This window comes from Pseudacidovorax sp., from assembly GCF_017991995.1.
Taxonomy (GTDB): Bacteria; Pseudomonadota; Gammaproteobacteria; order Burkholderiales; family Burkholderiaceae_C; genus Xenophilus.
In genome coordinates this window covers 318,584-343,147 of sequence record NZ_JAGOPN010000001.1, presented here as the reverse complement: position 1 = coordinate 343,147, position 24,564 = coordinate 318,584, and the positions used below count along the sequence as shown (strand labels likewise).

Below are 24,564 nucleotides of genomic sequence, written 5' to 3'. Positions count from 1 at the left end.
CATTCAGGGCTCCGGCCACCGCTGCGGCACGCGCCGCAGCTTGGCGGTGTCGTAGCCCAGCGACCGCAGACGGGCGACGGCCGCGTCGTAGCGTTGTTCCGGGATGGCGGGTTGCCTCGCCATGATCCAGGCGTAGTCCCGGGCGCTGCGACCGATGATGGTCAGCGAATAGGCCGGGTCCACGTCGACGATCACGTACTCGGCCTTGATCGGCCAGATGAACTGCATCCCCCAGACGGCATTGCCCGTGCCTTCCACCACGGTACCCACCGGGTTCATCGTCCGCAGGGGCCCGTCGAAGGCACCCTCGCGGTACCGGAAGCGCGTGCGGATGCGGCCCTCGTCGTCCAGCCGGTAGGACTCGACGGCGTTGTAGGCATCGCGCTCGGGCGGGGTGGGGATGTTGCCGATGACATACCAATCGCCCATGAATCGGCGCAGGTCGACCGCTGCCTCGCGTTCGATGGTGGGGGTGGAGACCGCGCATCCGGACACTGCGGATCCAGCGAGCACGACGCCGCCCACGATCACGGATCGGCGCGAGAGGGAAACCGAGGACGATGCAGGTCTCACGATGGCATTCCAGACGTGGGTAGAGGTACGAGAAAGTACCTCAGCGGCTTTGAGGGCAACGTCGGACAAGAACGACAGCGCTGTGCATGGTCGACCAGCTACCCGAGCGGGTCACCGCGCTTGCGGACGAACAGCGGGAAGGCGCGCTGAAGCAGCGGGCAGCTGGCACTCGTGGGCGCCGCCGGCCTCTCGGCAGGCTTGAAGCGGGCCAAGGGTAGTTGGTAGGCGATGCGCGCACCCTGCCCGCGCAGCCCGAACCTTCAGGGACGCTTGAGGCCGAAGGCGCCAAGCACCTGGTCTGCGTTCTTCTGCATCTGCTCCTGCATCTGCTGGAAGGCGGATTTGGACTGTTCGACGTAGCTTCCCATCAACCCCTGAAGCACGGGCGACTGCATCGTCATGAAGCGGGACCACATCTCGGGCGTGAAGCTCTGGGCCTTGTCGGCCATCTGGGTCTGCACCTCGACCATGGCCTGGATGTTCTTCTCGAGGTAGGGCGCCATGAAGCCCTGCATGGCGTGGCCGTAGAAGCGGATGATGCTGGCCAGCACCTGCTCGGTGAACATTGGCGCGCCACCGGCCTCTTCTTCCAGGATGATCTGCAGAAGGATGCTGCGGGTGATGTCTTCGCCCGTCTTGGCATCGCGGACCACGAAGGTCGCCTGGTCCATCACCAGTTGCTTGACGTCCGCAAGTGTGATGTAGGCCGAAGAGTCGGTGTCGTAGAGCCTGCGGTTCGGGTACTTCTTGATCACCCGTTCAGACGACTTGGCCGCCGCCTTTTTGCCCTGCACTGGAGATTCCTTCAAACCACACACCTCGCATTCCACGAGCAACCCATTCTAGGGAGGCGACTGGAAGCGCATTCCAAGGTTTACCCTGCCCAGCCGCCAAGCCTCAGGGATTGGGGTACTCGGCACCGCAACTGCTGCAGCGTGCGAGTTCATGGCCCTCCTCCATGCGCTGGAACGAGAGAGGCGTGCGCGTGCTGGCGAAAACCCAGCATCGCGGGCAATGCTCGCGGCCTTCCATCGGCAGGTAGGAGCGGGCACGCTGCTGGACGCGCTCCCGGGTCACCAGCACACCCATGCCTTCGGCGCGCGCCACGTCCTGCGCCGCCATCGTGCCGACGCGCCCACTGGCCCGGTCATTGATGCCATAGACGGCACGAGCAAATTCCAGCGGGGCCTGATGCAGCAGCATGGCAATGCGGCGCCGCGAAGCAAGGTCATCAGGAAGGACGGAAGTCGAGTTCATCAGGATTCCCCGAAGGCGCAAAGTGATTGTTATGTGCGAGCCAAGTTATCACACGCCGCAACCAATTGCATCTGACGTTCAGCCAGGAAGGTCAGCCGGCGTGCTGCCTGAAGACAGGGCGAACCGACATCGAGGCGAAGGAATGATTCGACGGCTTGCGGCCCAGCGAGTCGGACTGTTTCCGCAAGATTCGGCAGGGGGCTTCCCAACTCCGAAAGTACCGTGCTATACTCTACCCTCTCGAACAAACACAGGCGCGTAGCTCAGCTGGTTAGAGCACCACCTTGACATGGTGGGGGTCGTTGGTTCGAGTCCAATCGCGCCTACCAAACGCCGTGTGTCAACCAGGCACACACCAAAAATAGCCCCGAAAGGGGCTATTTTTTTGCCTGTTCGTCGGCCACGCACGGCAAAGGATGCCGTTCGTCGAACGACTTTGCCTGGGAACGGAGCGGCACGGAGAGCCGGCGGCTCCGCGCGCCGCCCCTCGGGCGAAGCCTCAGCGGCGCCGGGCCGAGCGCACGCCAGACACCGAGGCCACGATGCCCAGCACGTGGGTCAGCCGCGCTGCATCGGCGATCTCGATGGTGAAGGTCATCCAGGCCGTCCCCCGCACCGACTGGGTCTGGACGCCGATCACGTTCATCTTCTCGCGCGCGAAGACGTCCGAGATGTCGCGGAGCAATCCCTGGCGGTCGGCCGCCTCCACCGCCACGTCCACGGCATAGACCATGTCGCTGCCGCTCCGTGGCGTTCCCCATTCCACGTCGATCACGCGGCCGGCGTCCTTCGCCGCCATCATCCTGAAGTTGCTGCAGTCCGCGCGGTGCACGCTCACGCCGTGGCCGCGTGTCACGAAACCCCGGATCGCATCTGGCGGCGCAGGTCGGCAGCACTTGGCCAGCTGAGTCATGAGCGAGGAGACGCCCACCACCAGCACGCCGCCCTTGCCGGAACCATCGGTGGCCCGGGGCTTGCGGATGAGCGGCGCTTCGTCGGCCGCGGGCTGAGCCTCATGCGGTCGCAACAGGTTCTCGATGTTGCGCAGGGAGAACTCGTCCTTGCCCACCACTTCGAACAGATGGTCGGCGCTGCGAAAGCCCAGCTGGGTGGCCAGGTCCTCAAGGCGCAATGCCGTCTTGCCCTCGCGCTGAAGCAGCTTCTCGACCGCCTCGCGACCCCGCGCCACGGTCTCGTGCGTGGCCTGGGCATTGAACCAGGCACGCACCTTCGCACGCGCCCGATGGCTGGCGAGATAACCGAGATCGGTGTTGAGCCAGTCACGCGAAGGCCCGCCTTCCTTCGTGGCGATCACCTCGACGGTCTGGCCGTTCTGCAGCGGCGTGTTGAGCGGCACCATGGCGCCGTCCACGCGCGCGCCCCGGCAACGGTGGCCCAGCTGCGTGTGCACCGTGTACGCGAAATCCACCGGTGTGGAGCCCTGGGGCAGCTCCACGATGGCGGCATCGGGCGTCAGCACGTAGATGCGGTCGTCGAAGAGGCCGCTGCCCTGGTCACCACCGGACAGGTCGCGCTCCCAGGCCAGCAGCTGCCGCAGCACCGCGATCTTCGCGTCGTACTCGCCGCCGGCCCACACACCGGCATAGCCCTTGGGGCCGGCTTCCTTGTAGGCCCAGTGCGCCGCCACGCCGTGCTCGGCATGCTCGTGCATCTGCGCGGTGCGGATCTGGATCTCGATGGGCTTGTCGGGCCGGCCGCCCGCCACGTCGCGCACCACCGTGTGCAGTGACTGGTAGCCATTGGGCTTGGGCCGGGCGATGTAGTCGTCGAACTCCTCCACGATCGGCTGGAAGTGCGAATGCACCCAGGCCAGCACCGCATAGCAGTCCTTCACGTCACCCACGATCACGCGCAGGGCCAGGATGTCGAACACCTGGCCGAAGTCGAGCGACTTGCCGCGCATCTTCTTGACGATGCTGTAGATGTTCTTGGGCCGACCCTGCACCTTCGCCTCGATGCCCTGGCTGGCAAGGTCCCGCTCGAGCCGCGCGCGCAGTTGCTCGACATAGACCTCGCGCTCCGCCCGCTTCTCATCGAGCAGCTGGGCAATCAGCTTGTAGGTGTCCGGCTCCAGGAAACGGAAAGAGAGGTCCTCGATCTCCCACTTGACCTGCCAGATGCCGAGCCGGTTGGCCAGCGGCGCGAACACCTGGAGCGACTCGCGCGCCATGCTCTCGGGCACCGGCTGCTTGACGGCCGCCGCATGCCGAAGCGTCTGCAGCCGCGAGGCCAGGCGCAGCATCACCACCCGCAGGTCCCGCGAGAAGGCGAGCAGCATCTTGCGCACCGTCTCGGTCTGCGCGCCGCTGCCGTCGGCCATCTGCACGACGCCGCGCGTCTGCTTCTGGACCTGGACCAGCTTGGTCGTCTCCAGCGCGAGGGAGGCGTAGTTGTCGCCGAAGACCTTGGAAATGACCTCGTGCGGCCGGTTGAGGTGCGGGCAGGCGTAGACGAGATAGCTGGCTGCCTGCATGGCCTCGGAGCCGCCCATCGAGGCCACGATGGCGGCTACCGCATCGGCGTGCGCCAGCGTGTTCTCGCCGGTGTCGAGCGTCTCGCCCTCGATCAGCGGTGCTGCGAAGGCGCGGGCGCGGGCCAGCATGTCCTCCATGCCCGGCGCCACCTGGGCAGTGGCGGCGGACAGGGCATGTTCAACGACGGCTGGCTCTGACACTGACAACTCTCAATCGCAAATTCTGGATGTGCACTCAACGCGCGAACAGGAAGGACGCCACGACGGACGACTGCGCCGGATCGACCAGCGTGGGCGCATGCCCGACGTTGGCGAACTCGACGAGCGAAGCCCTGGGCCCCCGCTGCGTCATCGCCTGCGCCGTGCTGCGCGACAGCAGATCGGAATCCGCGCCGCGCAGCAGCAAGGTCGGCGCCGTCACGGCATCGTAGGCCGCCCACACCACCGCTTCGCCCTGCGCCGCCTGCTCGCGCGTCAGCGCCCGCAGGCCCACGGACAAGGCCGGGTCGTAATGCAGCCGGTAAGGGCCGACATCGGTGCTGCCCTGCGTCGGCGCCTGCCGTTGCCGGCCGTCGGCGCTGCGTTCGCTGGCCGGGACCAGCATCGGCACCGTCAGCGCACGCCACTGCTCGGGGGTGTGCGGACCGAAGCCCGCGGAGATCCCGAGCAGCACCTGCGCCGCCTCTTCGACCGTGGCATAGACGCCGCCCTGCCCCACGTAGCCCGAAATGCGGGCGATCGCATCGAATTCAACCGCCGGACCGACATCGTTGAGCACGAGGCGCCGCACAGGCACGGGCGCCAAGGTTGGCTGGGCGGCCAGGAAGATGCCGATGAGGCCGCCCATGCTGGTGCCGACATGGTCAAACTGCACGATCGGCGCGCGCGCATGCAGGTGCGCGAGCAGCGCCATCATGTCGGCGACGTACTGCGGGAACTGGTAGTGCGCGGGCTCCGCCAGCCAGTCGCTTCGACCGCGGCCCACGACGTCCGGGCAAACGATGCGCACCGGCTGCGGCGCCTGGGCCATCAGCACTTTCGCCAGCGCGTCGAAGTCCCGCCCCTGGCGCGTGAGTCCATGCACGCACAGCACCACATGGCTGGCCTGCGGGTCACCCCACTGCCAATAGGCCATGCGATGACCGCCGCCCGCATCCGCGCAGTCCACGAAATCAAGGATGGGCTCTGTCATGCAAACGTCTCCGTGGCGCTGGCGATATGCTCGCGTCCATCCTAATTGATCGCGGAGAACAGCCCATCATGCTTCAAGGCAAAACAGCGCTTGTCACAGGCTCGACCAGCGGCATCGGACTCGGCATTGCCAGGGCGCTGGCACAGCAGGGCGCCAACCTCGTGCTCAACGGCTTCGGCGACGCGGATGGCGCGCTGGCCGAGATCCGCGCCCTCGGCGTGAAGGCCGAGTACCACGGCGCCGACATGAGCAAGGCCAGCCAGATCGAGGACATGATGGCCTTTGCGGCGAGCAAGTTCGGCCGCGTGGACGTGCTGGTCAACAACGCCGGGATCCAGCATGTGGCGAAGGTCGAGGACTTCCCGCCCGAGAAGTGGGACGCGATCATCGCCATCAACCTCAGCAGCGCCTTCCACACCACCCGGCTGGCCATCCCGGCCATGCGCGAAGCCAACTGGGGGCGCATCGTCAACATCGCCTCGGCGCATGGCCTGGTTGCCTCGGCGCAAAAGTCGGCCTACGTGGCGGCCAAGCACGGCATCGTGGGGCTGACCAAGGCCGTGGCGCTGGAGACCGCGACCACCGGCGTGACCTGCAATGCCATCTGCCCCGGCTGGGTGCTGACGCCCCTGGTGCAAAAGCAGATCGATGATCGTGCCGCACGCGAAGGCATCACGGTCGAGAAGGCGAACAACGACCTGCTGGGCGAGAAGCAGCCCTCGCTTCAGTTCACCACCGTCGAGCAGTTGGGCGGCCTGGCAGTCTTCCTGTGCTCGCCTGCGGCAGACCAGGTGCGGGGCGTGGCGTGGGCCATGGATGGGGGCTGGACGGCGCAATAGTCCTGCCCGCGCCTGCCCGCACCGCCGCCGGAAGCGCCGTGTTCCCTACTTCAGCTGCACCGACCCGGACACATTGACCGTCACGGTGGTCTTGCCCGCCTCCACGGGCACGGGTGCGGCATCCGCCTTGAAGGCCATCGCCTCGGCCGCCATCATGCGCGGCCGAGCCGTGAAGTCCTGCGGACCATTGACCGACACCTGCCGCAGCGTGTAGCCGGAGAAGCCGAAGTTCTGTGCCAGCGCGGCGGCCTTCTGGCGGAAGCTTTCGATGGCGCGGGCCTGCGCTTCGGCCTCGACCTTGCGTGTCTGCTCCCGGCTGAGGCTGAACCCAACGTTCGCCACGGTCAGGCTGTCGATGCGGCCAGCCACCTGTGTGATTCGGGGAAAGTCGCGACCCTCCAGCACCACCTCGGCGCTCCCCTGCCAACCGTTGATCTTGCCCTCACGGCTGTAGCGCGGCGATAGGCTGAAGTTGCCCGTGCGCACGTCCAGTTCACCGGGCTGCGCCTGCGTCCGCGCTGCGGCAAGCGCCGCATCCACGGCCGCCTTCAACTGGCCCTGGACTGCGGCGGCCGAGGTTCCGTCGCGCGTGGTCGACAGCGTCATCGTCAACATGTCCTGCTGGGCATCGACGGAGCCCGATGCCGACAGCTGGAGCACGTTCTGCGGGGGCGACCACATCGGGCCCTCTTGAGCCAGCACGGGCAGCGAAAGGACGGCGAAAGCCACGGGGGCGGCAACGCGGAGCAGGGGGCGAAGGATGGTCAAGCAGTTCCTCTTTGGGATGGGTTGAAGACGGACGCGCGGCACCGGTCAGTGCCGCGGGTCGCGCCAGGGAAAGGGAAGGTTCCAGCCGCGTCGCGGCGGAGAACCATCGGCGCGTGCCGCAGCGGGATCGGCGCCACCGCCGTCGGCCGGGTGCCGGGCATTCCATTCGCTGCGAAGCTGCTCGCGCAGCTCGGCGCGCTGCGCTGGCGACAGCTGCCGCATGGCAGCCTCGGTGGCGGCATCCTCCTGCGGCATCGCCCGCTGGTGCGCGGCCTGCGCCTGCCAGCGAGGGCCTTCGGCGGCCCACGCGGCGGGCACCAACGTGGCGCCGGCCGCGGCCATGACCACCGCCAGGCCGAAGCCGGGGGTAGATCGCAGGAAGCAGCACGCAGTCGTCATGGCCCGTACTCTGCCACCGCTTCAATGCGAGAACTTTGCTGTCACGCGAGCGGGCGCAAGTTGTGTAACGTCGTGTCATCCGGAGCGATGGGGTCGAAGAATCGGTGAACTCGACCTCCACAATCGGCTCTGTTACAAATCTGCTCCCGAGGAATGTCGTACCTATGACTCAAAACCAGACCCGTACCGACAAGATCGTGATCGTCGACGACGACGCCCGCATCCGCGACTTGCTGCGCCGCTACCTGACGCAGGAAGGTTTCGAGGTGATCGTGGCCGAGGACAGCAAGGCGCTCAACCGCATCCTGCTGCGCGACACGGTCGACCTCATCGTCCTCGATCTGATGATGCCGGGCGAGGACGGCCTGTCGGTATGCCGTCGGCTTCGTGCGGCCAACGACCGCACACCCATCATCATGCTCACCGCCAAGGGCGAGGACGTGGACCGCATCGTGGGCCTGGAGGTGGGTGCCGACGACTACCTCGGCAAGCCCTTCAACCCGCGCGAACTGCTGGCCCGTGTGCATGCCGTGCTGCGCCGCCGGCCGCCGCAGGAGGCGCCCGGCGCACCATCTTCCGAGAACGAGATGGTGTCCTTCGGCCCCTTCGAGTTCGACCTGGGCTCGCGCACGCTGCGCAAGGACGGCGAGGAACTGTCGCTGACGACCGGCGAGTTCGCCATGCTCAAGGCGCTGGTGCGCCACCCGCGGCAGCCGCTGTCGCGCGAGAAGCTGGCCCAGTTGGCCCGCGGCCGCGAGTTCGAGCCCTTCGACCGCAGCCTCGACGTGCAGATCTCGCGTCTGCGCAAGCTCATCGAGTCCGATGCCGCCGCACCGCGCTACATCCAGACGGTCTGGGGCGTGGGCTACGTCTTCGTGCCGGACGGCAACGCCTGACCGTGCCCCCTGCGGCCCCAGCCAGCCCCGCTTCGGGGCGGGCGCTTCCCCCGCCCGATTCCATCCAGGGCACCCTGCCCTCCCCGCTCGAGATGTCCGAGCGGGTGCGCGCGCAGACGCGCTTCCGCCTCGGCTTCAGCCTGTTCTGGCGCACTTTCTTCCTGCTGGTGCTGCTGCTGCTCGGCTGCATCTATGGCTGGCTGCAGACCTTCCGTGCCTTCGAGGACGAACCTCGGACGGTCCAGACCGCGCACCAGATCGCCTCGCTCGTCAACCTGACGCGCGCGGCGCTGGTCTATTCCGACGCCATCACCCGCGTCTCCCTGATCAAGACCCTGGCCGACCAGGAGGGCGTGCGCATCGTTCCGCGCGAGCCGCGCGACCGCTACGAGGGCTACACCGACCGCGCGCTCGACCGCCGCGTGCGCGACGAGCTGATCCGCCGCCTGGGCGAAGGCACCACCATCGCGAGCGAGGTCAACGGCGAGCCGGGGCTGTGGATCGGCTTCGGCATCGACGGCGACCAGTACTGGCTGCTGCTCGACCCGGCGCGCTTCTCGCGCGTCGGCGGCCGGACCTGGCTGGCCTGGTTCATCACCGCCGGCATGATGTCGCTGGCGGGCTCGGCGCTGATCACGCGGCTGATCAACCGGCCGCTCAAGCAGCTGTCGCGGGCGACGACCCAGGTGCGCGAAGGCGAGTACGAGGCCCATCGCCTCGACGAGCATGCCCGCACCAACGAGATCCGGGCCGTCAACATCGGCTTCAACCGTATGGCCGACCAGCTCGCCAAGATCGAGCAGGACCGCGCCGTGATGCTGGCCGGCATCTCCCACGACCTGCGCACGCCGCTCGCCCGCCTGCGGCTGGAGACCGAGATGAGCGTGGCCGACGAGGACGCCCGTGCCCACATGGCGGCCGACATCGCGCAGCTCGACGGCATCATCGACAAGTTCCTCGACTATGCGCGGCCCGACCATGTGCGGCTGCAGCCGCTGCGGCTGCGCGACGTGGTGGCCGACAGCGTGTTCCCGGTGCGCGACCAGGACGATGTCGAGATCCAGATCAACGTGCCCGACGACGCCATGGTCATGGCCGACGAGGTGGAGCTCAAGCGCGTGCTGTCGAACCTGCTGGAGAACGCGCGCCGCTATGGCCGCACGCCCGGCATGAACGTCACGCAGATCGACATCCAGGCGCAGACCCAGCCGACGGCGGTGCTCATCAAGGTGCGCGACCACGGGCCCGGCGTGGCGCCGGTGATGCTCGCGCAGCTGACCAAGCCCTTCTTCCGCGGAGACACGGCGCGCACCTCCGCGGCGGGTGCGGGCCTGGGCCTGTCGATCGTGGCCAAGAACATCGAGCGCATGGGGGGCACCTTCGCCCTCACCAGCACCCCGGGTCGCGGCTTCGCGGCCCATATCCGGCTGCTGCGTGCCCAGGGCACGCCGGCGGCCGCCAGCGACCGGCGCCCCGCGCCTCCTTCTTCCACTGTCCAGACATGAACTTGCGCCCACTCGGCCGTTCCGGCCTCCAGGTCTCCCCGCTCGCCTTCGGCGGCAACGTCTTCGGCTGGACCGTGGATGAGGCCACCTCCTTCCGCCTGCTCGACGCCTGGGTCGACGCCGGCTTCAACTTCATCGACACAGCGGACGTCTATTCGATCTGGGCGCCGGGCCACACCGGCGGCGAGTCGGAGACCATCATCGGCAAGTGGCTGCGCGCTACCGGCAAGCGCGACCGCATCGTGCTGGCCACCAAGGTCGGCAAGCCCATGGGCGAGGGCAAGAAGGGCCTGTCGCCGCGCTACATCCGCGAGGCGGTGGAGGCATCGCTGCGTCGGCTGCAGTGCGACTGCATCGACCTGTACCAGTCGCACGACGACGACGCCGAGACGCCCTTCGAGGACACGCTCGGCGCCTATGCCGAGCTGATCAAGGCAGGCAAGGTGCGTGCCATCGGTGCCTCCAACCATACGGCACCGCGGCTGGCCGAGGCGCTGGCCGTCTCCGAACGCCTGGGCCTGCCGCGCTACGAGAGCCTGCAGCCGCTCTACAACCTCTGCGACCGCGCCGTGTACGAGGCAGAACTGGAGCCGCTGTGCCAGTCGCAGCAACTCGGCGTCATCAACTTCTTCGCGCTGGCGATGGGCTTCCTGACGGGCAAGTACCGCAGCGCGGCCGATGCCTCACGCAGCACGCGCGGCGAGCGTGCCGTGGCGGCCTACCTCAACGACCGCGGCCGGCGCATCCTCGCGGCCCTGGACGAGGTGGCAGCCGAAACCGGCGCCAAGCCTGGCCAGGTCGCGCTTGCCTGGCAGATTGCCCGGCCGTCGATCACGGCGCCCATCGCCAGCGCGACCTCGCTGGACCAGCTGCAGGAGCTGGTGGCCGCGGCGCAGCTCAAGCTGGACCCGACCCAGATCGCCCGGCTCGACGCCGCCAGCGCCGAGCAGGCCTGAACGGACGAGGGCGTGGGCGCGGCGCTCAGCGCGCTGCGACGGCGCCCTCGCCCGCCTCCAGCATCAGGGCGAAGAGTTCGCTCCTGAAATGGATGCCCAGTCGCGCAAAGGCCCGGTTGCGATAGGTCTTGACGGTCGGCAGCGCCAGCCCGAGGTCGGCGGCGATGCCTTCCTGGGTCATGCCACGCAACAGGCGGAGGCAAACCTCCAGCTCCCGCGACGTCAGCTCGGGGCAATGGGCCAGCAGCCGCTGCGCCTGCCCGGCTGACTCCTGCGGCGGCGACGCCAGCACCACATGCTTGCGCGCCAGGGCCATCAACAGGGCCCCGGCCTCGCCGAAATCGGCCAGTTGCCCATCGGCCAGGGGCCGCTGCCCTTCGTGCCGATAGAAGTTGACGGCAAAGAGCGCACCGTCGGCCGACGGCTCGCGCTCCACCACCGACACCCGTTCGCGCACGCCATGCGCGTCGTACACCTTGGCCCGGTGCTCGGGGGGCACCTCGCCGGCCGTGATGTGGCACATGCGCAGCGGCGCGGTCTCGCCGTCGCGGAAGGTGCGGTCGTGTTGAACGGGGCCCGACAGGTAGGCCCGCCAGCAGTCGCGCGTGGTGTCGGGCACGCCCAGGCTGCCGCTGATGAAGATGGCGGGCCGGGCCCCGGTGCGGTAGATGGAGAAGGAGGCGACCGGCAGCGTCGCCGCCACCGCTTGCAGCAGCCGCGGGCCGAAGGCCGCGTCGCCCAGCGCTGGCACCACCTCGGGCATGCGCGCCGCCAGCAGCGCATGGGCGCTCTCGCCGGCAGGCAGGGCGGGGCTCCAGGTTCTCATGGCAGGAGGGACAGCGGCGGCATTGGGGGAAGTCCGTCATCTTCTGGGATGACGAGGCGCCGCCGCCACGGGACTTACGCTAGACAAATGATGATGTCCGACAACGATCCCCTGTCCCCGCCCTCCCTGGCGCACTTTGCCGACGTGGCGGTGGACGTGGGCCAGCCGCTGGTGCTCGGCCGTGGCGCGCAGGGCCTGCGCAGGGTGGTGCCGATCCTTGGCGGCACCGCCCGCGGTGATGGCTGGACGGCGCGGGTGCTGCCCGGCGGCGCCGACTTCCAGCTCTTCGCCAGCGAGGGCTGCTCGGTGCTCGATGCGCGCTACGGCATGGAGACCGACGCCGGCGACCTGATCTACGTGCAGAACCATGCCGTGCGCGCCGCCGCGCCCGAAGTGATGGCGCGCCTGATGCGCGGCGAGCCGGTGCAGCCGTCGGAGGTGTACTTCCGCTGCACGCCGAGCTTCGAGACCGATTCGCCCGCGCTGCGCTGGATCACCGAGCGGCTGTTCGTCGGCAGCGGCGTGCGGCATCCGGCCCAGGTCGCCATGCGCTTCTTCGTGCTGACGTGAACCACCCCCCATGCCGCTTCGCGGCGCCCCCCCTCTCTTGCGCCTTCGGCTTGGAGGGGGGCGCACCCCGCGGCCTGGCCGAGCCAGTTCCGCGGGTGCCCTGGACTGGCCTGCTCGACACGCTCGCGTCGCAGCATTGGCTTCGCCGCCGCCCTCCCGCCCTCACCCAGAACACTTCCAAGGAGACTCCCATGACCCGATTCCGCACGTCCTTCCGCCTGCTCGCTGCCACGGCCGCCCTGGCCGCCGCCTGGACCGGCGCCCAAGCCCAGACTGGCGCCTACCCCAGCCGGCCGGTGCGGCTGATCGTGGGGTTCCCGGCCGGCACCGGCCCGGACATCGTCGCGCGCCTGCTGGCCCAGAAGCTCTCCGAGGGCTGGAACGGCGTTGGCGTGGTGGTGGACAACAAGCCCGGTGCCGGTGGCACCATCGCCGCGAGCGAGGCCGCGCGCGCCCAGCCCGACGGCTACACCATCATGCTCGGCGAGACAGGCCAGCTCTCCATCGCGCCCAGCAGCTACACCAAGCTGCCCTACGACCCGAAGAAGGATTTCGCGCCCGTGAGCCAGGTGGTCACCAGCAACTTCATGCTGGTGGTCAACCCGCAGAAGGTGCCGGCGCGCGACGTCAAGCAGTTCGTCGAATGGAGCCGGCAGCAGAAGGGCCTGTTCATGGGCACCTTCGGCGCCGGCACGCCGGGCCACTTCGGCGCCTACATCTTCGGCGACGCCATCGGCGTGAAGCCTGAGGCGGTGCACTACCGCAACACCGGCGACGCGCTGGCCGGCCTGATGAGCGGCGACGTGTCCGGCGCCTTCGCCAGCGTCGGCCTGGCCGCGCCTAACGTCAAGGCGGGCAAGCTGGTGGCCCTGGCCGCCAGCGGCGAGACCCGCGCCGCGCTGCTGCCCGACGTGCCCACCTTCAAGGAACAGGGCTACGGCCAGTTGGTGTTCCAGTCCTGGTTCGGCATCGTGGCGCCCAGCCGCACGCCGCCCGAGGTGCTGGCCAAGCTGGAAGCCGACATCCGCCGCGCCATGCAGTCCGCCGACGGCAAGCAGCGCATGGAAGACGCCGGCTTCAGCGTGACCGGCACCACGGCCAAGGAGTTCGGCAACATCATCGCGGCCGACACCGTGACCTGGGGCAAGGCCGTGCAGGCGACCGGCTTCAAGGCGGACTGAGCCATGCGCCGCACTGTCGGATTTGGCGTGGCGGCTGCGGGCGCCGCGCTGTTGAGCGCCTGCACCAGCCCGGGCGACGCACCACCCGCGGCACAAGCAGCGACGACGCCGCTGGCCTGCGCCCAGCTTGCGCGGGCTACGCCACCCGGCGCCCGCCTCACCCTGACAGAGGAGGTCGCCGCCGGCACCATCAACCTCACCGGCATCCAGCCCGGCGCCCCCGGCTCCACCGCGCCGGTGCCCGCGCATTGCCATGTGCAGGGCAGGATCGCCGAGCGCACCGGCCTGGACGGCAAGCCCTACGCCATCGGCTTCGACCTGCGCCTGCCGGCCCAGTGGAACGGCCGCTTCTTCTTCCAGGGCGGCGGCGGCACCGACGGCGTGCTGCGCGATGCCATCGGCGTGCTCACCGGCGGCGGCAACACCAGCAATGCGCTGATGCAGGGATATGCGGTGGTCTTCACCGACACCGGTCACCTCAACGAACCCGGCCCCAACGGCCCCTACCAGTTCGGGCTGGACCCACAGGCCCGTGCCGACAACGGCTATAACTCGATGGCGCAGACGGCGCGCGTGGCCAAGACGCTGATCCGCGCGCACTATGGCCAGGCGCCGCAGCGCTCGTACTTCGTGGGCTGCTCCAACGGCGGGCGGCAGGCCATGATGATGACGCAGCGCTATCCGGAGATGTTCGACGGCGTCATCGCCTCGGCACCGGCGTACCGCGTACCGCTGGCCTCGGTGCAGGCGGTGTACGACACGCAGCTCTATGCCCGTGCCGCCGCCGAGCAGGCACCGCCCGGCCCCGACGGCCGGCCGGTGCTGTCCAAGGCCTTCTCGCCAGGCGACATGAAGTTGCTCACGCGCGAAGTGCTACGCCAATGCGATGCACTGGACGGCCTCGCCGACGGCATGGTCAACAACTGGCCGGCCTGCCAGTTCAAGCCCGAGGTGCTGCGTTGCACCGGCGTCAAGACGGACGCCTGCCTGGGCCCGGCGCAGGTCGAGGCGCTGCAGCGCTCCTTCGCCGGCGCGCGCGATGCGCAGGGCAAGCCCATCTATTCGGACTGGGTGTTCGACGCCGGCCTGCATTCGGCCGACTGGACGCGCTGGAAGTTCGGCGACGCCACCAGCGGCCCGGCCAATGCCCGCAACCTCACGCTGATGACCGGCGGGCTGGCCATGTTCTTCACCACACCGCCCACGGTCACGAGCGACTTCTGGGCCTACGCCATGGGCTTCGACCCGCAGCGCGACACGGCCAAGGTCCATGCCACCGACGGCGCCTTCCGCGAGTCCGCCATGCGCTTGGTGGCGGCCGACTCGCCCGACGTGGACGCCTATGCCCGCCATGGCGGCAAGATCCTGTTCTTCCATGGCGTGAGCGACCCGGTGTTCTCGGTGACCGACACCGTGCGCTACCTCGGCCAGCTGCGACAGCGCTACGGCACAGCCACCGACGGCATGGCCCGGCTGTTCACCGTGCCCAACATGGCCCACTGCAGCGGCGGTCCGGCCACCGACCAGTACGACGGCCTGACGGCGCTGGTGAACTGGGTCGAGAAGGGCCAGCCGCCCGAGCGCATCGTGGCCCGCGCCCGGCCCGAGAACCCGGACGTGACCTGGCCCGGCCGCACGCGCCCGCTGTGCGCCTACCCGAAGCAGGCGCGCTACAACGGCAGCGGCAGCATCGAAGACGCGGCGAACTTCAGCTGCCGCTGATCCCGGCAGTCGTGGCTGGCGCGCGGTAGAGCATCACCGCCGCGCGCGCCTCCATCGCCCGGCCCTCGCCCACCGGGCCCAGCTTCTCGGCCGTCTTGGCCTTCACGTTCACCTGGCCCAGGGCCAGCGCCAGCACCTCGGCGATGCGCGCGCACATGGCCGGGATGTGCGGCGCCAGCTTGGGCGCCTGGGCCACGATGGTGCTGTCCACGTTGCCGATGGCCCAGCCGCGCTCGCGCACGCGCCGCGCGGCCTCGGCCAGCAGTACGGTCGAATCGGCGCCGCGGAACTGCGGGTCCGTGTCCGGAAAGTGCCGGCCGATGTCGCCCAGCGCCGCCGCGCCCAGCAGCGCGTCGGTGATGGCATGCAGCAGCACGTCGGCGTCGGAATGGCCCAGCAGGCCGACGGTGTGGGGCACCTCCACGCCGCCCAGGATGAGCTTGCGGCCGGCGGCGAGCTGGTGCACGTCCCAGCCCTCGCCGATGCGGAAGGGAAAGTCGGAGTCGGCGGCGTGGGTCATCGGATGGGTGCTCGTCATGGCATGGCCGTGCCGCTGCGGGCCACCAGCACCGCTGCCGCCACGGCAAAGTCTTCGGGAAAGGTCACCTTGAAGTTCTGGGCGCTGCCCGGCACCAGCCGCGGCGTCAGGCCCAGGCCTTCGATGGCGCTGGATTCGTCGGTGACCGCGTCGCCCATGCGCGCCAGCGCTTCCTGCAGCAGGCCGATGCGGAACATCTGGGGCGTCTGGGCCAGCCACTTGTCGGCGCGGGTCACGGTGCCGGCCACGCGGCCGTCGGCCGTGGCGGCCTTGAGCGTGTCCGGCAGCGGCAGCGCCAGCAGGCCGCCGACGGCGTCGTGCTCGCAGGCGCCGATGAGCGCATCGACCTGCGTGGGCTGCAGCAGGCAGCGGGCGGCGTCGTGCACCAGCACCCAGTCGTGCGGCAGGGCGCCGGCCTGCTCGCGCAGGGCGCCCAGGCCCTGGGCCACGCTCTGCGCGCGCGTGGCGCCGCCGGCGCGCAGCAGCCATTCGCCGGGGCCCGGAAAGCCCGGCAGCACCTGCGCGATGCGCTCGTCCTGCGGCGCCACCACCAGCGCGATGGCCGCCAGCCGGTCGCCCAGGGCACGGAAGACGTTCAGCGTGTGCGCCACCAGCGGCCGTCCTGCCAGCGGCTCGTACTGCTTGGGGCCGGCGGCGCCGGAGCGGGAGCCCGTCCCGGCGCAGGGGATGAGCACGAACAGGCGCGGCGGCGGCAAGGGCATGGGCGAGGCGGGCGGGAACGGGACGGGCAACAGTGGGATGGGGCGCCGCAGGCACGGCACGTGGACAAGCTCAGCGCGAACCGGATGGGGGGAGTCGACCGGTTCTGCGCGGACGGAACGGCGACCGGGCCGGCCCCGTCCAGGGGAAAAGTCCCGCATTCTAAAATTGCGCGCTTCGCCCTCCCCGCCGTTGCGGCCGGGAGGGTCTGCCTTTGGTGCCGCCCCCGCATGGACCTGCCCGCCCTCTCCCCCGGCAAACGCTTCACCCTTCCCCGTCCGCCCTCCTCCAGCGATGCACTGCTGCTCGCTCGGCTGGCACTGCGCGAAAAGTCGGCCGGTCGCACGACCGCCATCTTCACGGCGGACGCCACCGACACCCAGCGCCTGACGGACGAACTGGCCTTCTTCGCGCCAGAGCTGCGCTGCGCCGTCTTCCCGGACTGGGAGACGCTGCCCTACGACAGCTTCTCGCCGCACCAGGACCTGATCAGCGAACGCCTGGCGACGCTGTGGCGCATCCTGCAGAAGGAGGTGGACGTGGTGCTGGTGCCGGCGACCACGGCGCTCTACCGCCTGGCGCCGCCGGGCTTCATGGCCGGCTACACCTTCCACTTCCGCACCAAGCAGAAGCTGGACGAGGCGCGCCTGAAGGCCCAGCTCACGCTGGCGGGCTACAGCCATGTGACGCAGGTGGTGAGCCCCGGCGAATATGCGGTGCGCGGCGGGCTGATCGACCTGTTCCCGATGGGCTCGCCGCAGCCCTTCCGCGTCGACCTGTTCGACGACGAGATCGACTCCATCCGCACCTTCGATCCCGACAGCCAGCGCAGCCTGTACCCCGTGCCCGAGGTGCGCCTGCTGCCCGGCCGCGAGTTCCCGATGGACGACGACGCCCGGGCGCATTTCCGCAGCCGCTGGCGCGAACTGCTCGAAGGCGACCCGACCAAGAGCCGCATCTACAAGGACATGGGCAACGGCGTGGCGACCGCCGGCATCGAGTACTACCTGCCCCTGTTCTTCGACCAGACGGCGACGGTGTTCGACTATCTGGCGGGCGCCGGCACGGAAGGCCGGGATGGCGAGGCGTCCTCCTCCGTCACGCTGGTGCTGCACGGCGACCTGGAGGCGGCCTTCCAGCATTTCTGGCAGGACACGCGCGAGCGCTACCGCCTGGCCCACGGCGACCCGGAGCGGCCGGTGCTGCCGCCCGAGGCGCTGTTCCTCAATGCCGAGCAGTTCTACGGCCAGACCAAGCCGCATCGCCAACTGTCGCTGCGGCCTGCATCCGCTCAGGCGGAGCCTGTCGAAGCCTTCCCCGAATTCGCGCTGCTGCCTCCGATGGCCGCCGTGCGCGGCGCCGACGACCCGCTCGCCCGGCTGAAAGAACACATCCAGGCCACGCGCCACCGCGTGCTGCTGCTGGCAGAGACCGCCGGCCGCCGCGAGAGCCTGCTGGACTTCCTGCGCGCCAGCGGCGTCAGCCCGCCGGCCTTCGACACCCTGGCCGAATTCGAGGCCGAGGCGAGCGAGAAGATCGGCATCGCCACCGCCGCGCTGGCGGCGGGCTTCGCCTGGAACGAGGCCGGCATCGACTTCGTCACCGAGACCGAGCTCTTCGCCACCGGCACCGGCAGCGGCCGCCGCCGCAACAAGCGGCAGGAAGCGACCAGCGACGTCGATGCGCTGATCAAGGACCTGTCCGAGCTCAACCTGGGCGACCCGGTGGTGCACAGCGCGCACGGCATCGGCCGCTACAAAGGCCTGGTCAACATGGACCTGGGCCAGGGCACGGGGCCCGACGGCAAGCCGCTGCTGCAGGAGTTCCTGCACCTGGAATACGCCGACAAGGCGACGCTCTACGTGCCGGTGAGCCAGCTGCATCTGATCAGCCGCTACACCGGCGTCAGCGCCGACGAGGCGCCGCTGCACAAGCTGGGCAGCGGCCAGTGGGACAAGGCCAAACGCAAGGCCGCCGAGCAGGTGCGCGACGCCGCGGCCGAGCTGCTCAACATCTATGCCCGCCGCGCCGCGCGTGAGGGCCATGCCTTCCGCTTCCAGGCGGCCGACTACGAGGTCTTCGCCAACGACTTCGGCTTCGAGGAGACGGCCGACCAGAAAGCGGCGATCCATGCCGTCATCCAGGACATGATCTCGCCGCAGCCGATGGACCGTCTGGTCTGCGGCGACGTGGGCTTCGGCAAGACCGAGGTGGCGCTGCGGGCCGCCTTCGTGGCCGTCACGGGCGGCAGGCAGGCGGCCTTTCTGGCGCCCACCACGCTGCTGGCCGAGCAGCACTACCAGACACTGGTGGACCGCTTCTCCAAATGGCCGGTCAAGGTCGCCGAGATGAGCCGCTTCCGCTCGGCCAAGGAGATCGCGGCCGCCGCCAAGGGCCTGGCCGATGGCAGCGTGGACATCGTCGTGGGCACGCACAAGCTGCTCAGCGAGAGCGTCAAGTTCAAGAACCTGGGCCTGCTCATCATCGACGAGGAGCACCGCTTCGGCGTGCGCCACAAAGAGGCGATGAAAGCCATGCGCGCCGAGGTGGACGTGCTCACGCTCACCGCCACGCCCATTCCGCGGACGCTGGGCATGGCGCTGGAAGGCCTGCGCGACCTGTCGGTCATCGCCACCGCGCCGCAGCGGCGCCTGGCCATCAAGACCTTCGTGCGCAACGAGGGCACCGGCGTGATCCGCGAGGCCGTGCTGCGCGAGCTCAAGCGCGGCGGGCAGGTGTACTTCCTGCACAACGAGGTGGAGACCATCGAGAACCGGCGCCAGAAGCTGCAGGAGATCCTGCCCGAGGCGCGCATCGCCGTCGCCCACGGCCAGATGCCCGAGCGCGAGCTGGAGCGCGTGATGCGCGACTTCGTGGCCCAGCGCTTCAACCTGCTGCTGTGCTCGACCATCATCGAGACCGGCATCGACGTGCCCAGCGCCAACACCATCGTCATCAGCCGGGCCGACAAGTTCGGCCTGGCGCAGTTGCACCAGCTGCGCGGGCGCGTGGGCCGCAGCCACCACCAGGCCTATGCCTACCTCATGGTGCCGGACATCGAGGGCCTGACCAAGCAGGCAGCCCAGCGGCTGGACGCCATCCAGGCCATGGAAGAGCTGGGCTCCGGCTTCTACCTGGCCATGCACGACCTGGAGATCCGTGGCGCCGGCGAAGTGCTGGGCGAGCACCAGAGCGGCAACATGATGGAGATCGGCTTCCAGCTCTACAACGAGATGCTGGCCGAGGCCGTGGCCTCGCTCAAGGCCGGCAAGGAACCCGACCTGCTGGCGCCGCTGTCGGCCACCACCGAGATCAACCTGCACGCCCCCGCCCTGCTGCCCGACGACTACTGCGGCGACGTGCACCTGCGCCTGTCCTTCTACAAGAAGCTGGCCACGGCCAAGACGACGGACCAGATCGACACCCTGCTCGAAGAGCTGGTCGACCGCTTCGGCAAGCTGCCGCCGCAGACGCAGACGCTGATCGACGTGCACCGCCTGCGCGTGCTGGCACGGCCCTACGGCGTCACCAAGGTGGACGCGGCGCCGGGCGTGATCAACATCAGCTTCAAGCCCAACCCGCCCATCGACCCGATGGCCATCATCGGGCTGATCCAGAAGAACAAGCACATCAAGCTGGCCGGCAACGACAAGCTGCGCATCGAGCGCGAGCTGAAGGACCCGAAGGACCGGGCACAGATGGTGCGCGACGTGCTGCGCTCGCTGGGGCAGCCGAAGACCGAGCCGGTGGCGGCCTGAGGGGCGCTTGGGCCGCTGCCCAGATCGTGCTCACGGGCACCCTGTGAGCACGGCAGCAGAACCTCAATCCGGCGTGACCAGGGCCACGGTGGGAAAGTAGCTCGCGTAGCGGCTGGCGTCACGTGTCAGCACGGGCCAGCGCGCCACGGCCGCATGCGCCCCGATGAAGAAGTCGGGCAGCACGTTGGCCTTGGTTCCGCCACGTCGACGGTATTGGGCGAAGGCCTTGCCGGCCAGGAACAGTGCCGGGCGGGGCAACTCGATCACCGGGAGCCGAAGCGAATCGAGCACCTCGTCCAGAGCCTCGAAGGTGCTGAAGGTCAGCGACAGTTCCGCGTAGATGACCGGGTTGATGCACAGCTTGTGCAACTGCGACTGGGCACGCAACTGGGCCACGGACCAGTCGGCCCACTCCGGGTCATCCTCCAGCAGATCCACCAGCACGTTGGTGTCGACCAGCATGTCGATCAGCCCCTCAGCAAGGCCATCAGGTCCTTGGTGCGCCACTTCACGTCGGCTTTGCCCCGGGCAGCCTCGAAACGGTCGGCCCGGCGCGCTGCCGTGCCCCGGCTGGCTTCCGCCTTCTGCAGCACCACCTGGCCATCGCGGTTGATGGCGAAATCCACCGCAGTGCCCGGCGTGAGACCCAGGGCGTCGCGCACTTGCTTGGGGATGGTGACCTGACCTTTGACGGTGAGCGTGGTGGGCATGGAGAGCTCCTTCAGGAAAGTGTTACCGATTCTATAGACGTAATACTTCGCCAGGCCGACCTGCTCTGACGGCCTTGCACCCCATGCGCCATGAGTTGGCCCGCAGCGGGCATCGGCACAGGGCTTGCTAAAACTCACCGTTCCAAAATACAACGGAGAGAGAAGCGATGCACACCCGACGACAAGCCCTGATGTTCACGGGCGCACTGGGGACGCTGGCCGCCAGCGGCCGGGCGTTTGCGCAGGCCAGGTACCCCGACCGCCCCGTGAAGGTCATCGTGGGCCTGCCCGCGGGTGGCAGCGCGGACATGATCGCGCGGGAGGTGAGCCAGAAGCTCGGCGCGGCGCTCGGCCAGCCCTTCGTCGTGGACAACCGCGCCGGCGCGTCGGGGCAGATCGGCATGCCCGCGGTGGCCCGCGCGGCGCCGGACGGCTACACGCTCACCGTCTCTCCCGCCTCTTTCCTCACGACCAACAAGAGCGTCTTCAAGACCCTGCCCTACGACCCCGAGGCCGACTTCGCGCCGATCTCGCGACTCGTGAACCAGCCCATGGTGCTGATCGTGAAGGACAAGGCCAAGTACCCTACCGTCGCGGCCTTCCTGGCCGCCGCCAGGGCGGAGCCGGGCAAGCTCACCTACGCGTCGTCGGGCGACGGCAGCCCCCAGCACCTGGGTGCGCTCATGTTCGAGACCCGCACCGGCACGAAGATGCTCCACGTGCCCTACAAGGGTGGCGCGCCTGCCATCAACGACACGCTGGCCGGCAGCGTGGACGGCATGTTCGCCGTCATGCCCGAAGCCCTGCCGCACGTGCAGGCGGGCAAGCTGTTCGCACTGGGTGTGCTGAGCCCGCAGCGCTCGCCCGTGCTGCCCAATGTGCCGACCATGGGCGAAAGCGGCATCCCGGACCTGAACCTCTCGGCCTGGGTGGGCATCCTGGCACCGGCCCGCACGCCCAAGCCCATCATCGACCAGCTCAACGCAGCCGTGCGTGCCGCACTGGATGCAGACCTCAAGGCCAAGCTGGCCACCAACGGCATCGAGGTCGCCCCCAGCTCGCCCGAGGAGCTGCAGCGCATCATCGCCGCGGACATCAAGCTGCACGCGCAGCTGGTGAAGGCAGCGGGATTGGTGCCGCAGTAAGCCGCCACGTCCTGCAGCATCGCGGCGAGGCCCGTCGCAGCCCGTTGTGACGCCGGCCCGGCGCCCACGGATCGCGATGAGAAAATCGGCGCCATGACTGTCGCCGTTTCCACGCCATCCATCTCGCCAGGCCTTGTCGTCCGGCACATCCCCGGCCCGCTGAAGCTGGCCGACTTCGGCCTGATCGCCTTCGACATGGACTCGACGCTGATCACCATCGAATGCATCGACGAGATCGCGGATGCGGTGGGCAAGAAGGCGGAGGTCGCGGCCATCACCGAGGCCACCATGCGCGGCGAGATCAAGGATTTCAAGGAAAGCCTGCGCCGCCGCGTCGCCCTGCTCGAAGGCGTGCCGGTGGGTGCGCTGCAGGAGGTCTACGACCAACGGCTGCACCTGTCGCCCGGTGCGCCCGAGTTGGTGGGCGCCTGCCGTGAGGCAGGACTGAAGGTGCTGCTGGTGTCCGGCGGCTTCACCTTCTTTGCCGACCGCGTGAAGGCGCGGCTGGGCATCGACTTTGCGCGCTCGAACCTGCTGGAGGAAGACGGCGGCCGGCTCACGGGCCGCGTGCGCGCGCAGGACTGGGGCGACATCTGCGACGGTGCCGAGAAGCGCCGTACGTTGCTGGAAGTGGCCTCGCTGCTGCGCCTTTCGCCCGCGCAGACCATCGCCGTGGGCGACGGCGCCAACGACCTGCCGATGATGGGCGAGGCCGGCCTGTCAGTGGCCTTCCACGCCAAGCCCAAGGTGCGCGAGCAGGCGATGGTAGCCATCGATGAAGGCGGGCTGGATCGGCTGCTGGACGTCGTTCGGCCCGGCTAACATGCCGCAGCGGCCGCCGGCCCGCGGCCTGCGCGCCAATGCTTGTCAGTTGAACGAAGACCGTTCGGGCCGAGCTTGTCGAAGCCTGGGCACAAGCCCTTTTCACCCCACCCTCCATGAACCGTACAGACGACATCGGCAAGTTCCTCCTGCGCGCCACGCTCGGCGTGCTGATCCTGCTGCACGGCATCGCCAAGCTGCCCAAGGGGGTGGACGGCATCGGCCACATGCTGGCCTCGCACGGCGTGCCCTCGGTGCTGGCCTACCTGGTCTTCGTGGGCGAGATCGTCGCGCCGGTGCTGCTGATCGTCGGCTTCTTCACCCGGCCCGCGGCACTCGTGGTGGCCATCAACATGGTGGTGGCGATCTGGCTGGTGCACATGGGCGACCTGGGCAAGTTCAACGGCACCGGGGGCTGGGCGCTGGAACTGCAGGGCATGTTCCTGGTGGCGGCGCTGGCCATCGCCATGATCGGCGGCGGCCGCATCGGCGCCGGAGGCCGCTTCAACTGAGCGGCCGGACCGCACGACTCAATCGTCGTCGGCCGCGTCAAGTCCGGGGAACAGCACCTCGGTGAAGCCGAAGCGGGTGAAGTCCCGTACGCGCATCGGGTAGAGCTTGCCGATCAGGTGGTCGCATTCATGCTGGACCACCCGGGCATGGAAGCCCTCGGCCACGCGGTCGATGGGATCGCCGTAGGGATCGAAGCCGCTGTAGCGGATGCGCTGCCAGCGCGGTACCACGCCGCGCAGGCCCGGCACGGACAGGCAGCCCTCCCAGCCCTCTTCCTCTTCGTCGCCGAGTGGCTCGATCACGGGATTGAGCAGCACGGTACGGGGGACGACTGGCGCCTCGGGATAGCGGGGATTGGGGCGGTCGGTGCCGAAGATCACCAGTTGCAGGTCCACCCCGATCTGCGGGGCCGCCAGGCCGGCGCCGTTGACGGCATGCATGGTCTCGAACATGTCGCGCACCAGCAGGTGCAGTTCGTCGGTGTCGAAGGCGCCAACGGGTTGCGCGACGCGCAACAGCCGGGGATCGCCCATCTTCAGGATTTCGCGGATCGTCATCCGCCCATTGTGGACGCGCCCCGCGGCCCAAAGCCCGCGGCGCGCGACGCTCAGGGCGTGTTGCCCGAATCCTGCTTCGGCGGGGGGATGATCGTGCCGGTGCCGACACGCGGGTCGCCGAAGGGGACGGCCTGGGGTCCGCCGGGCCGACCGGCACCGGGACCGCGTGGCGGCACCACCGGGACGACGCCGGGCAGCTGCGCCTGCGGCGGTGCACCCCGCCAACCGCGTCCTCGGTCATGGTCCCTGTCCCGGTCGTTCCACCCCGGGCGCCCGTAGGCTGGTGGGTAGGGATAAGGGGCCACCGGCCGACGATCCCAGTAGCGGGGACCGGGGTCGCGGTAGACGTCCACACCCACGTAACCCCCGGGAACCACCGCGGGTTGGCCGTAGTAGGGCTGGGCCGGGTAGGTGGAGTAGCCGGGGTAGGCCGGGTAGGTGGCATAGCCCGGCTCTTCGTAGGCGGCACAGCCGCCCAGCACCAGGGCCGCGCCCGCCACCAGCAGGGCCGCCCCTCCACGTCTGAATGTCGTCGTCATCGAGTTTTCCTCCTGGCCGAAGCCATGGGTACACAACGCGGTTGGAGCGCGGGTGCCGACGCCAGGGTCCCCGCCCGGGCGTAA

Annotated in this window: 25 protein-coding genes and 1 tRNA gene; 12 read left to right on the top strand and 14 right to left on the bottom strand. The window is 69.1% G+C overall.

Annotated features, from left to right (window positions below):
* Window positions 1-3 precede the first annotated feature (3 nt).
* From KBC94_RS01595 to KBC94_RS01585, 3 genes are all read right to left on the bottom strand, one after another.
* Window positions 4-495, bottom strand: a complete 492-nt coding sequence (locus KBC94_RS01595; RefSeq protein WP_294365606.1) for a lipocalin family protein — start codon at window positions 493-495, stop codon at window positions 4-6.
* A gap of 338 nt (window positions 496-833) precedes the next feature.
* Complete coding sequence (phaR, locus tag KBC94_RS01590; protein WP_294365604.1) at window positions 834-1,367, bottom strand: polyhydroxyalkanoate synthesis repressor PhaR; 534 nt, start codon at window positions 1,365-1,367, stop codon at window positions 834-836.
* Window positions 1,368-1,470: 103 nt separating this feature from the next.
* A complete protein-coding gene (locus KBC94_RS01585; RefSeq protein ID WP_017759959.1) occupies window positions 1,471-1,776 on the bottom strand; it encodes a hypothetical protein in 306 nt (101 codons plus the stop codon).
* A 306-nt stretch (window positions 1,777-2,082) separates the two neighbouring features.
* Between KBC94_RS01585 and KBC94_RS01580 the strand changes: the two genes are divergently transcribed.
* A tRNA-Val gene (locus KBC94_RS01580) sits at window positions 2,083-2,159 on the top strand.
* A gap of 170 nt (window positions 2,160-2,329) precedes the next feature.
* Here the strand turns inward: KBC94_RS01580 and KBC94_RS01575 are convergent.
* Window positions 2,330-4,495 (bottom strand): bifunctional (p)ppGpp synthetase/guanosine-3',5'-bis(diphosphate) 3'-pyrophosphohydrolase, encoded by a 2,166-nt coding sequence (locus tag KBC94_RS01575; RefSeq protein ID WP_294365964.1) that lies wholly within the window; start codon window positions 4,493-4,495, stop codon window positions 2,330-2,332.
* A gap of 64 nt (window positions 4,496-4,559) precedes the next feature.
* Window positions 4,560-5,516 carry an alpha/beta fold hydrolase gene (locus KBC94_RS01570; protein ID WP_294365600.1) on the bottom strand — a complete coding sequence of 319 codons (957 nt, stop codon included), beginning with the start codon at window positions 5,514-5,516 and terminating at the stop codon, window positions 4,560-4,562.
* Between the two features lie 65 nt (window positions 5,517-5,581).
* Between KBC94_RS01570 and KBC94_RS01565 the strand changes: the two genes are divergently transcribed.
* The gene (locus KBC94_RS01565) at window positions 5,582-6,355 is read left to right on the top strand and encodes a 3-hydroxybutyrate dehydrogenase (protein WP_294365961.1); all 774 of its coding nucleotides are present in this window, start codon (window positions 5,582-5,584) and stop codon (window positions 6,353-6,355) included.
* 45 nt (window positions 6,356-6,400) lie between these two features.
* On the opposite strand, the gene KBC94_RS01560 is transcribed toward KBC94_RS01565, so the two are convergent.
* Together KBC94_RS01560 and KBC94_RS01555 are read right to left on the bottom strand one after the other, a co-directional pair.
* Window positions 6,401-7,036, bottom strand: coding sequence for an SIMPL domain-containing protein (locus KBC94_RS01560; protein ID WP_294365959.1), 636 nt, complete (start codon window positions 7,034-7,036; stop codon window positions 6,401-6,403).
* 132 nt (window positions 7,037-7,168) lie between these two features.
* A complete protein-coding gene (locus tag KBC94_RS01555; protein ID WP_294365598.1) occupies window positions 7,169-7,522 on the bottom strand; it encodes a hypothetical protein in 354 nt (117 codons plus the stop codon).
* 164 nt (window positions 7,523-7,686) lie between these two features.
* Here KBC94_RS01555 and ompR point away from each other — a divergent pair, with 164 nt between their 5' ends.
* From ompR to KBC94_RS01540, 3 genes are all read left to right on the top strand, one after another.
* Window positions 7,687-8,418, top strand: a complete 732-nt coding sequence (ompR, locus tag KBC94_RS01550) for a two-component system response regulator OmpR (protein ID WP_017759953.1) — start codon at window positions 7,687-7,689, stop codon at window positions 8,416-8,418.
* Window positions 8,419-8,510: 92 nt separating this feature from the next.
* Entirely contained in the window at window positions 8,511-9,923 is a 1,413-nt protein-coding gene (locus KBC94_RS01545; RefSeq protein WP_234191850.1) for a sensor histidine kinase, read from the top strand.
* Window positions 9,920-10,879, top strand: a complete 960-nt coding sequence (locus KBC94_RS01540) for an aldo/keto reductase (protein ID WP_294365595.1) — start codon at window positions 9,920-9,922, stop codon at window positions 10,877-10,879. Before KBC94_RS01545 ends, KBC94_RS01540 begins: the two co-directional genes overlap by 4 nt.
* A 25-nt stretch (window positions 10,880-10,904) precedes the next feature.
* On the opposite strand, the gene KBC94_RS01535 is transcribed toward KBC94_RS01540, so the two are convergent.
* Window positions 10,905-11,705: a helix-turn-helix transcriptional regulator gene (locus KBC94_RS01535; protein ID WP_294365593.1), complete on the bottom strand. Its 801-nt coding sequence runs from the start codon at window positions 11,703-11,705 to the stop codon at window positions 10,905-10,907.
* Between the two features lie 93 nt (window positions 11,706-11,798).
* On the opposite strand from KBC94_RS01535, the gene KBC94_RS01530 reads away from it, so the two are divergent.
* The 3 genes from KBC94_RS01530 to KBC94_RS01520 all read left to right on the top strand — a co-directional run bounded on the left by KBC94_RS01530 (window position 11,799) and on the right by KBC94_RS01520 (window position 15,178).
* Entirely contained in the window at window positions 11,799-12,275 is a 477-nt protein-coding gene (locus KBC94_RS01530) for a DUF3237 domain-containing protein (protein WP_043116763.1), read from the top strand.
* A gap of 191 nt (window positions 12,276-12,466) precedes the next feature.
* Window positions 12,467-13,456 carry a tripartite tricarboxylate transporter substrate binding protein gene (locus KBC94_RS01525; RefSeq protein WP_294365592.1) on the top strand — a complete coding sequence of 330 codons (990 nt, stop codon included), beginning with the start codon at window positions 12,467-12,469 and terminating at the stop codon, window positions 13,454-13,456.
* Window positions 13,457-13,459: 3 nt separating this feature from the next.
* Window positions 13,460-15,178: a tannase/feruloyl esterase family alpha/beta hydrolase gene (locus tag KBC94_RS01520; RefSeq protein ID WP_294365590.1), complete on the top strand. Its 1,719-nt coding sequence runs from the start codon at window positions 13,460-13,462 to the stop codon at window positions 15,176-15,178.
* On the opposite strand, the gene ispF is transcribed toward KBC94_RS01520, so the two are convergent.
* Together ispF and ispD are read right to left on the bottom strand one after the other, a co-directional pair.
* Window positions 15,165-15,698 (bottom strand): 2-C-methyl-D-erythritol 2,4-cyclodiphosphate synthase, encoded by a 534-nt coding sequence (ispF, locus tag KBC94_RS01515; protein WP_294365589.1) that lies wholly within the window; start codon window positions 15,696-15,698, stop codon window positions 15,165-15,167. The genes KBC94_RS01520 and ispF overlap by 14 nt on opposite strands.
* Before the next feature lie 14 nt (window positions 15,699-15,712).
* Window positions 15,713-16,438: a 2-C-methyl-D-erythritol 4-phosphate cytidylyltransferase gene (gene ispD / locus KBC94_RS01510; RefSeq protein ID WP_294365588.1), complete on the bottom strand. Its 726-nt coding sequence runs from the start codon at window positions 16,436-16,438 to the stop codon at window positions 15,713-15,715.
* 228 nt (window positions 16,439-16,666) lie between these two features.
* On the opposite strand from ispD, the gene mfd reads away from it, so the two are divergent.
* On the top strand, window positions 16,667-20,194 hold the full coding sequence (gene mfd / locus KBC94_RS01505; RefSeq protein ID WP_294365586.1) for a transcription-repair coupling factor: 3,528 nt from the start codon (window positions 16,667-16,669) through the stop codon (window positions 20,192-20,194).
* A gap of 63 nt (window positions 20,195-20,257) precedes the next feature.
* Here the strand turns inward: mfd and KBC94_RS01500 are convergent, their stop codons facing one another.
* Window positions 20,258-20,656: a type II toxin-antitoxin system VapC family toxin gene (locus tag KBC94_RS01500; protein WP_017762342.1), complete on the bottom strand. Its 399-nt coding sequence runs from the start codon at window positions 20,654-20,656 to the stop codon at window positions 20,258-20,260.
* 5 nt (window positions 20,657-20,661) lie between these two features.
* Complete coding sequence (locus KBC94_RS01495; protein WP_017762341.1) at window positions 20,662-20,904, bottom strand: type II toxin-antitoxin system PrlF family antitoxin; 243 nt, start codon at window positions 20,902-20,904, stop codon at window positions 20,662-20,664.
* Window positions 20,905-21,071: 167 nt separating this feature from the next.
* Between KBC94_RS01495 and KBC94_RS01490 the strand changes: the two genes are divergently transcribed.
* The 3 genes from KBC94_RS01490 to KBC94_RS01480 all read left to right on the top strand — a co-directional run bounded on the left by KBC94_RS01490 (window position 21,072) and on the right by KBC94_RS01480 (window position 23,383).
* Window positions 21,072-22,049 carry a tripartite tricarboxylate transporter substrate binding protein gene (locus KBC94_RS01490; RefSeq protein WP_294365580.1) on the top strand — a complete coding sequence of 326 codons (978 nt, stop codon included), beginning with the start codon at window positions 21,072-21,074 and terminating at the stop codon, window positions 22,047-22,049.
* Window positions 22,050-22,142: 93 nt separating this feature from the next.
* Entirely contained in the window at window positions 22,143-22,871 is a 729-nt protein-coding gene (gene serB / locus KBC94_RS01485) for a phosphoserine phosphatase SerB (RefSeq protein ID WP_294365579.1), read from the top strand.
* A 116-nt stretch (window positions 22,872-22,987) separates the two neighbouring features.
* On the top strand, window positions 22,988-23,383 hold the full coding sequence (locus KBC94_RS01480) for a DoxX family protein (RefSeq protein ID WP_294365577.1): 396 nt from the start codon (window positions 22,988-22,990) through the stop codon (window positions 23,381-23,383).
* Between the two features lie 18 nt (window positions 23,384-23,401).
* Here the strand turns inward: KBC94_RS01480 and def are convergent, their stop codons facing one another.
* Both def and KBC94_RS01470 read right to left on the bottom strand, forming a co-directional pair.
* A complete protein-coding gene (def, locus tag KBC94_RS01475) occupies window positions 23,402-23,941 on the bottom strand; it encodes a peptide deformylase (protein WP_294365575.1) in 540 nt (179 codons plus the stop codon).
* 50 nt (window positions 23,942-23,991) lie between these two features.
* Window positions 23,992-24,480 (bottom strand): hypothetical protein, encoded by a 489-nt coding sequence (locus KBC94_RS01470; RefSeq protein WP_294365572.1) that lies wholly within the window; start codon window positions 24,478-24,480, stop codon window positions 23,992-23,994.
* Window positions 24,481-24,564: the final 84 nt, after the last annotated feature.

Coding starts and splice junctions, on each gene's coding strand:
- serB (WP_294365579.1), top strand. CDS start 22,143: ATGACTGTCGCCGTTTCCACGCCATCCATCTCGCCAGGCCTTGTCGTC.
- KBC94_RS01585 (WP_017759959.1), bottom strand. CDS start 1,776: ATGCTGCTGCATCAGGCCCCGCTGGAATTTGCTCGTGCCGTCTATGGC.
- KBC94_RS01520 (WP_294365590.1), top strand. CDS start 13,460: ATGCGCCGCACTGTCGGATTTGGCGTGGCGGCTGCGGGCGCCGCGCTG.
- ispF (WP_294365589.1), bottom strand. CDS start 15,698: ATGACCCACGCCGCCGACTCCGACTTTCCCTTCCGCATCGGCGAGGGC.
- KBC94_RS01495 (WP_017762341.1), bottom strand. CDS start 20,904: ATGCCCACCACGCTCACCGTCAAAGGTCAGGTCACCATCCCCAAGCAA.
- KBC94_RS01500 (WP_017762342.1), bottom strand. CDS start 20,656: ATGCTGGTCGACACCAACGTGCTGGTGGATCTGCTGGAGGATGACCCG.
- ispD (WP_294365588.1), bottom strand. CDS start 16,438: ATGCCCTTGCCGCCGCCGCGCCTGTTCGTGCTCATCCCCTGCGCCGGG.
- KBC94_RS01480 (WP_294365577.1), top strand. CDS start 22,988: ATGAACCGTACAGACGACATCGGCAAGTTCCTCCTGCGCGCCACGCTC.
- KBC94_RS01530 (WP_043116763.1), top strand. CDS start 11,799: ATGTCCGACAACGATCCCCTGTCCCCGCCCTCCCTGGCGCACTTTGCC.
- KBC94_RS01570 (WP_294365600.1), bottom strand. CDS start 5,516: ATGACAGAGCCCATCCTTGATTTCGTGGACTGCGCGGATGCGGGCGGC.
- KBC94_RS01540 (WP_294365595.1), top strand. CDS start 9,920: ATGAACTTGCGCCCACTCGGCCGTTCCGGCCTCCAGGTCTCCCCGCTC.
- KBC94_RS01545 (WP_234191850.1), top strand. CDS start 8,511: ATGTCCGAGCGGGTGCGCGCGCAGACGCGCTTCCGCCTCGGCTTCAGC.
- KBC94_RS01535 (WP_294365593.1), bottom strand. CDS start 11,705: ATGAGAACCTGGAGCCCCGCCCTGCCTGCCGGCGAGAGCGCCCATGCG.
- def (WP_294365575.1), bottom strand. CDS start 23,941: ATGACGATCCGCGAAATCCTGAAGATGGGCGATCCCCGGCTGTTGCGC.
- KBC94_RS01525 (WP_294365592.1), top strand. CDS start 12,467: ATGACCCGATTCCGCACGTCCTTCCGCCTGCTCGCTGCCACGGCCGCC.
- mfd (WP_294365586.1), top strand. CDS start 16,667: ATGGACCTGCCCGCCCTCTCCCCCGGCAAACGCTTCACCCTTCCCCGT.
- KBC94_RS01470 (WP_294365572.1), bottom strand. CDS start 24,480: ATGACGACGACATTCAGACGTGGAGGGGCGGCCCTGCTGGTGGCGGGC.
- KBC94_RS01490 (WP_294365580.1), top strand. CDS start 21,072: ATGCACACCCGACGACAAGCCCTGATGTTCACGGGCGCACTGGGGACG.
- KBC94_RS01555 (WP_294365598.1), bottom strand. CDS start 7,522: ATGACGACTGCGTGCTGCTTCCTGCGATCTACCCCCGGCTTCGGCCTG.
- KBC94_RS01560 (WP_294365959.1), bottom strand. CDS start 7,036: ATGTGGTCGCCCCCGCAGAACGTGCTCCAGCTGTCGGCATCGGGCTCC.
- ompR (WP_017759953.1), top strand. CDS start 7,687: ATGACTCAAAACCAGACCCGTACCGACAAGATCGTGATCGTCGACGAC.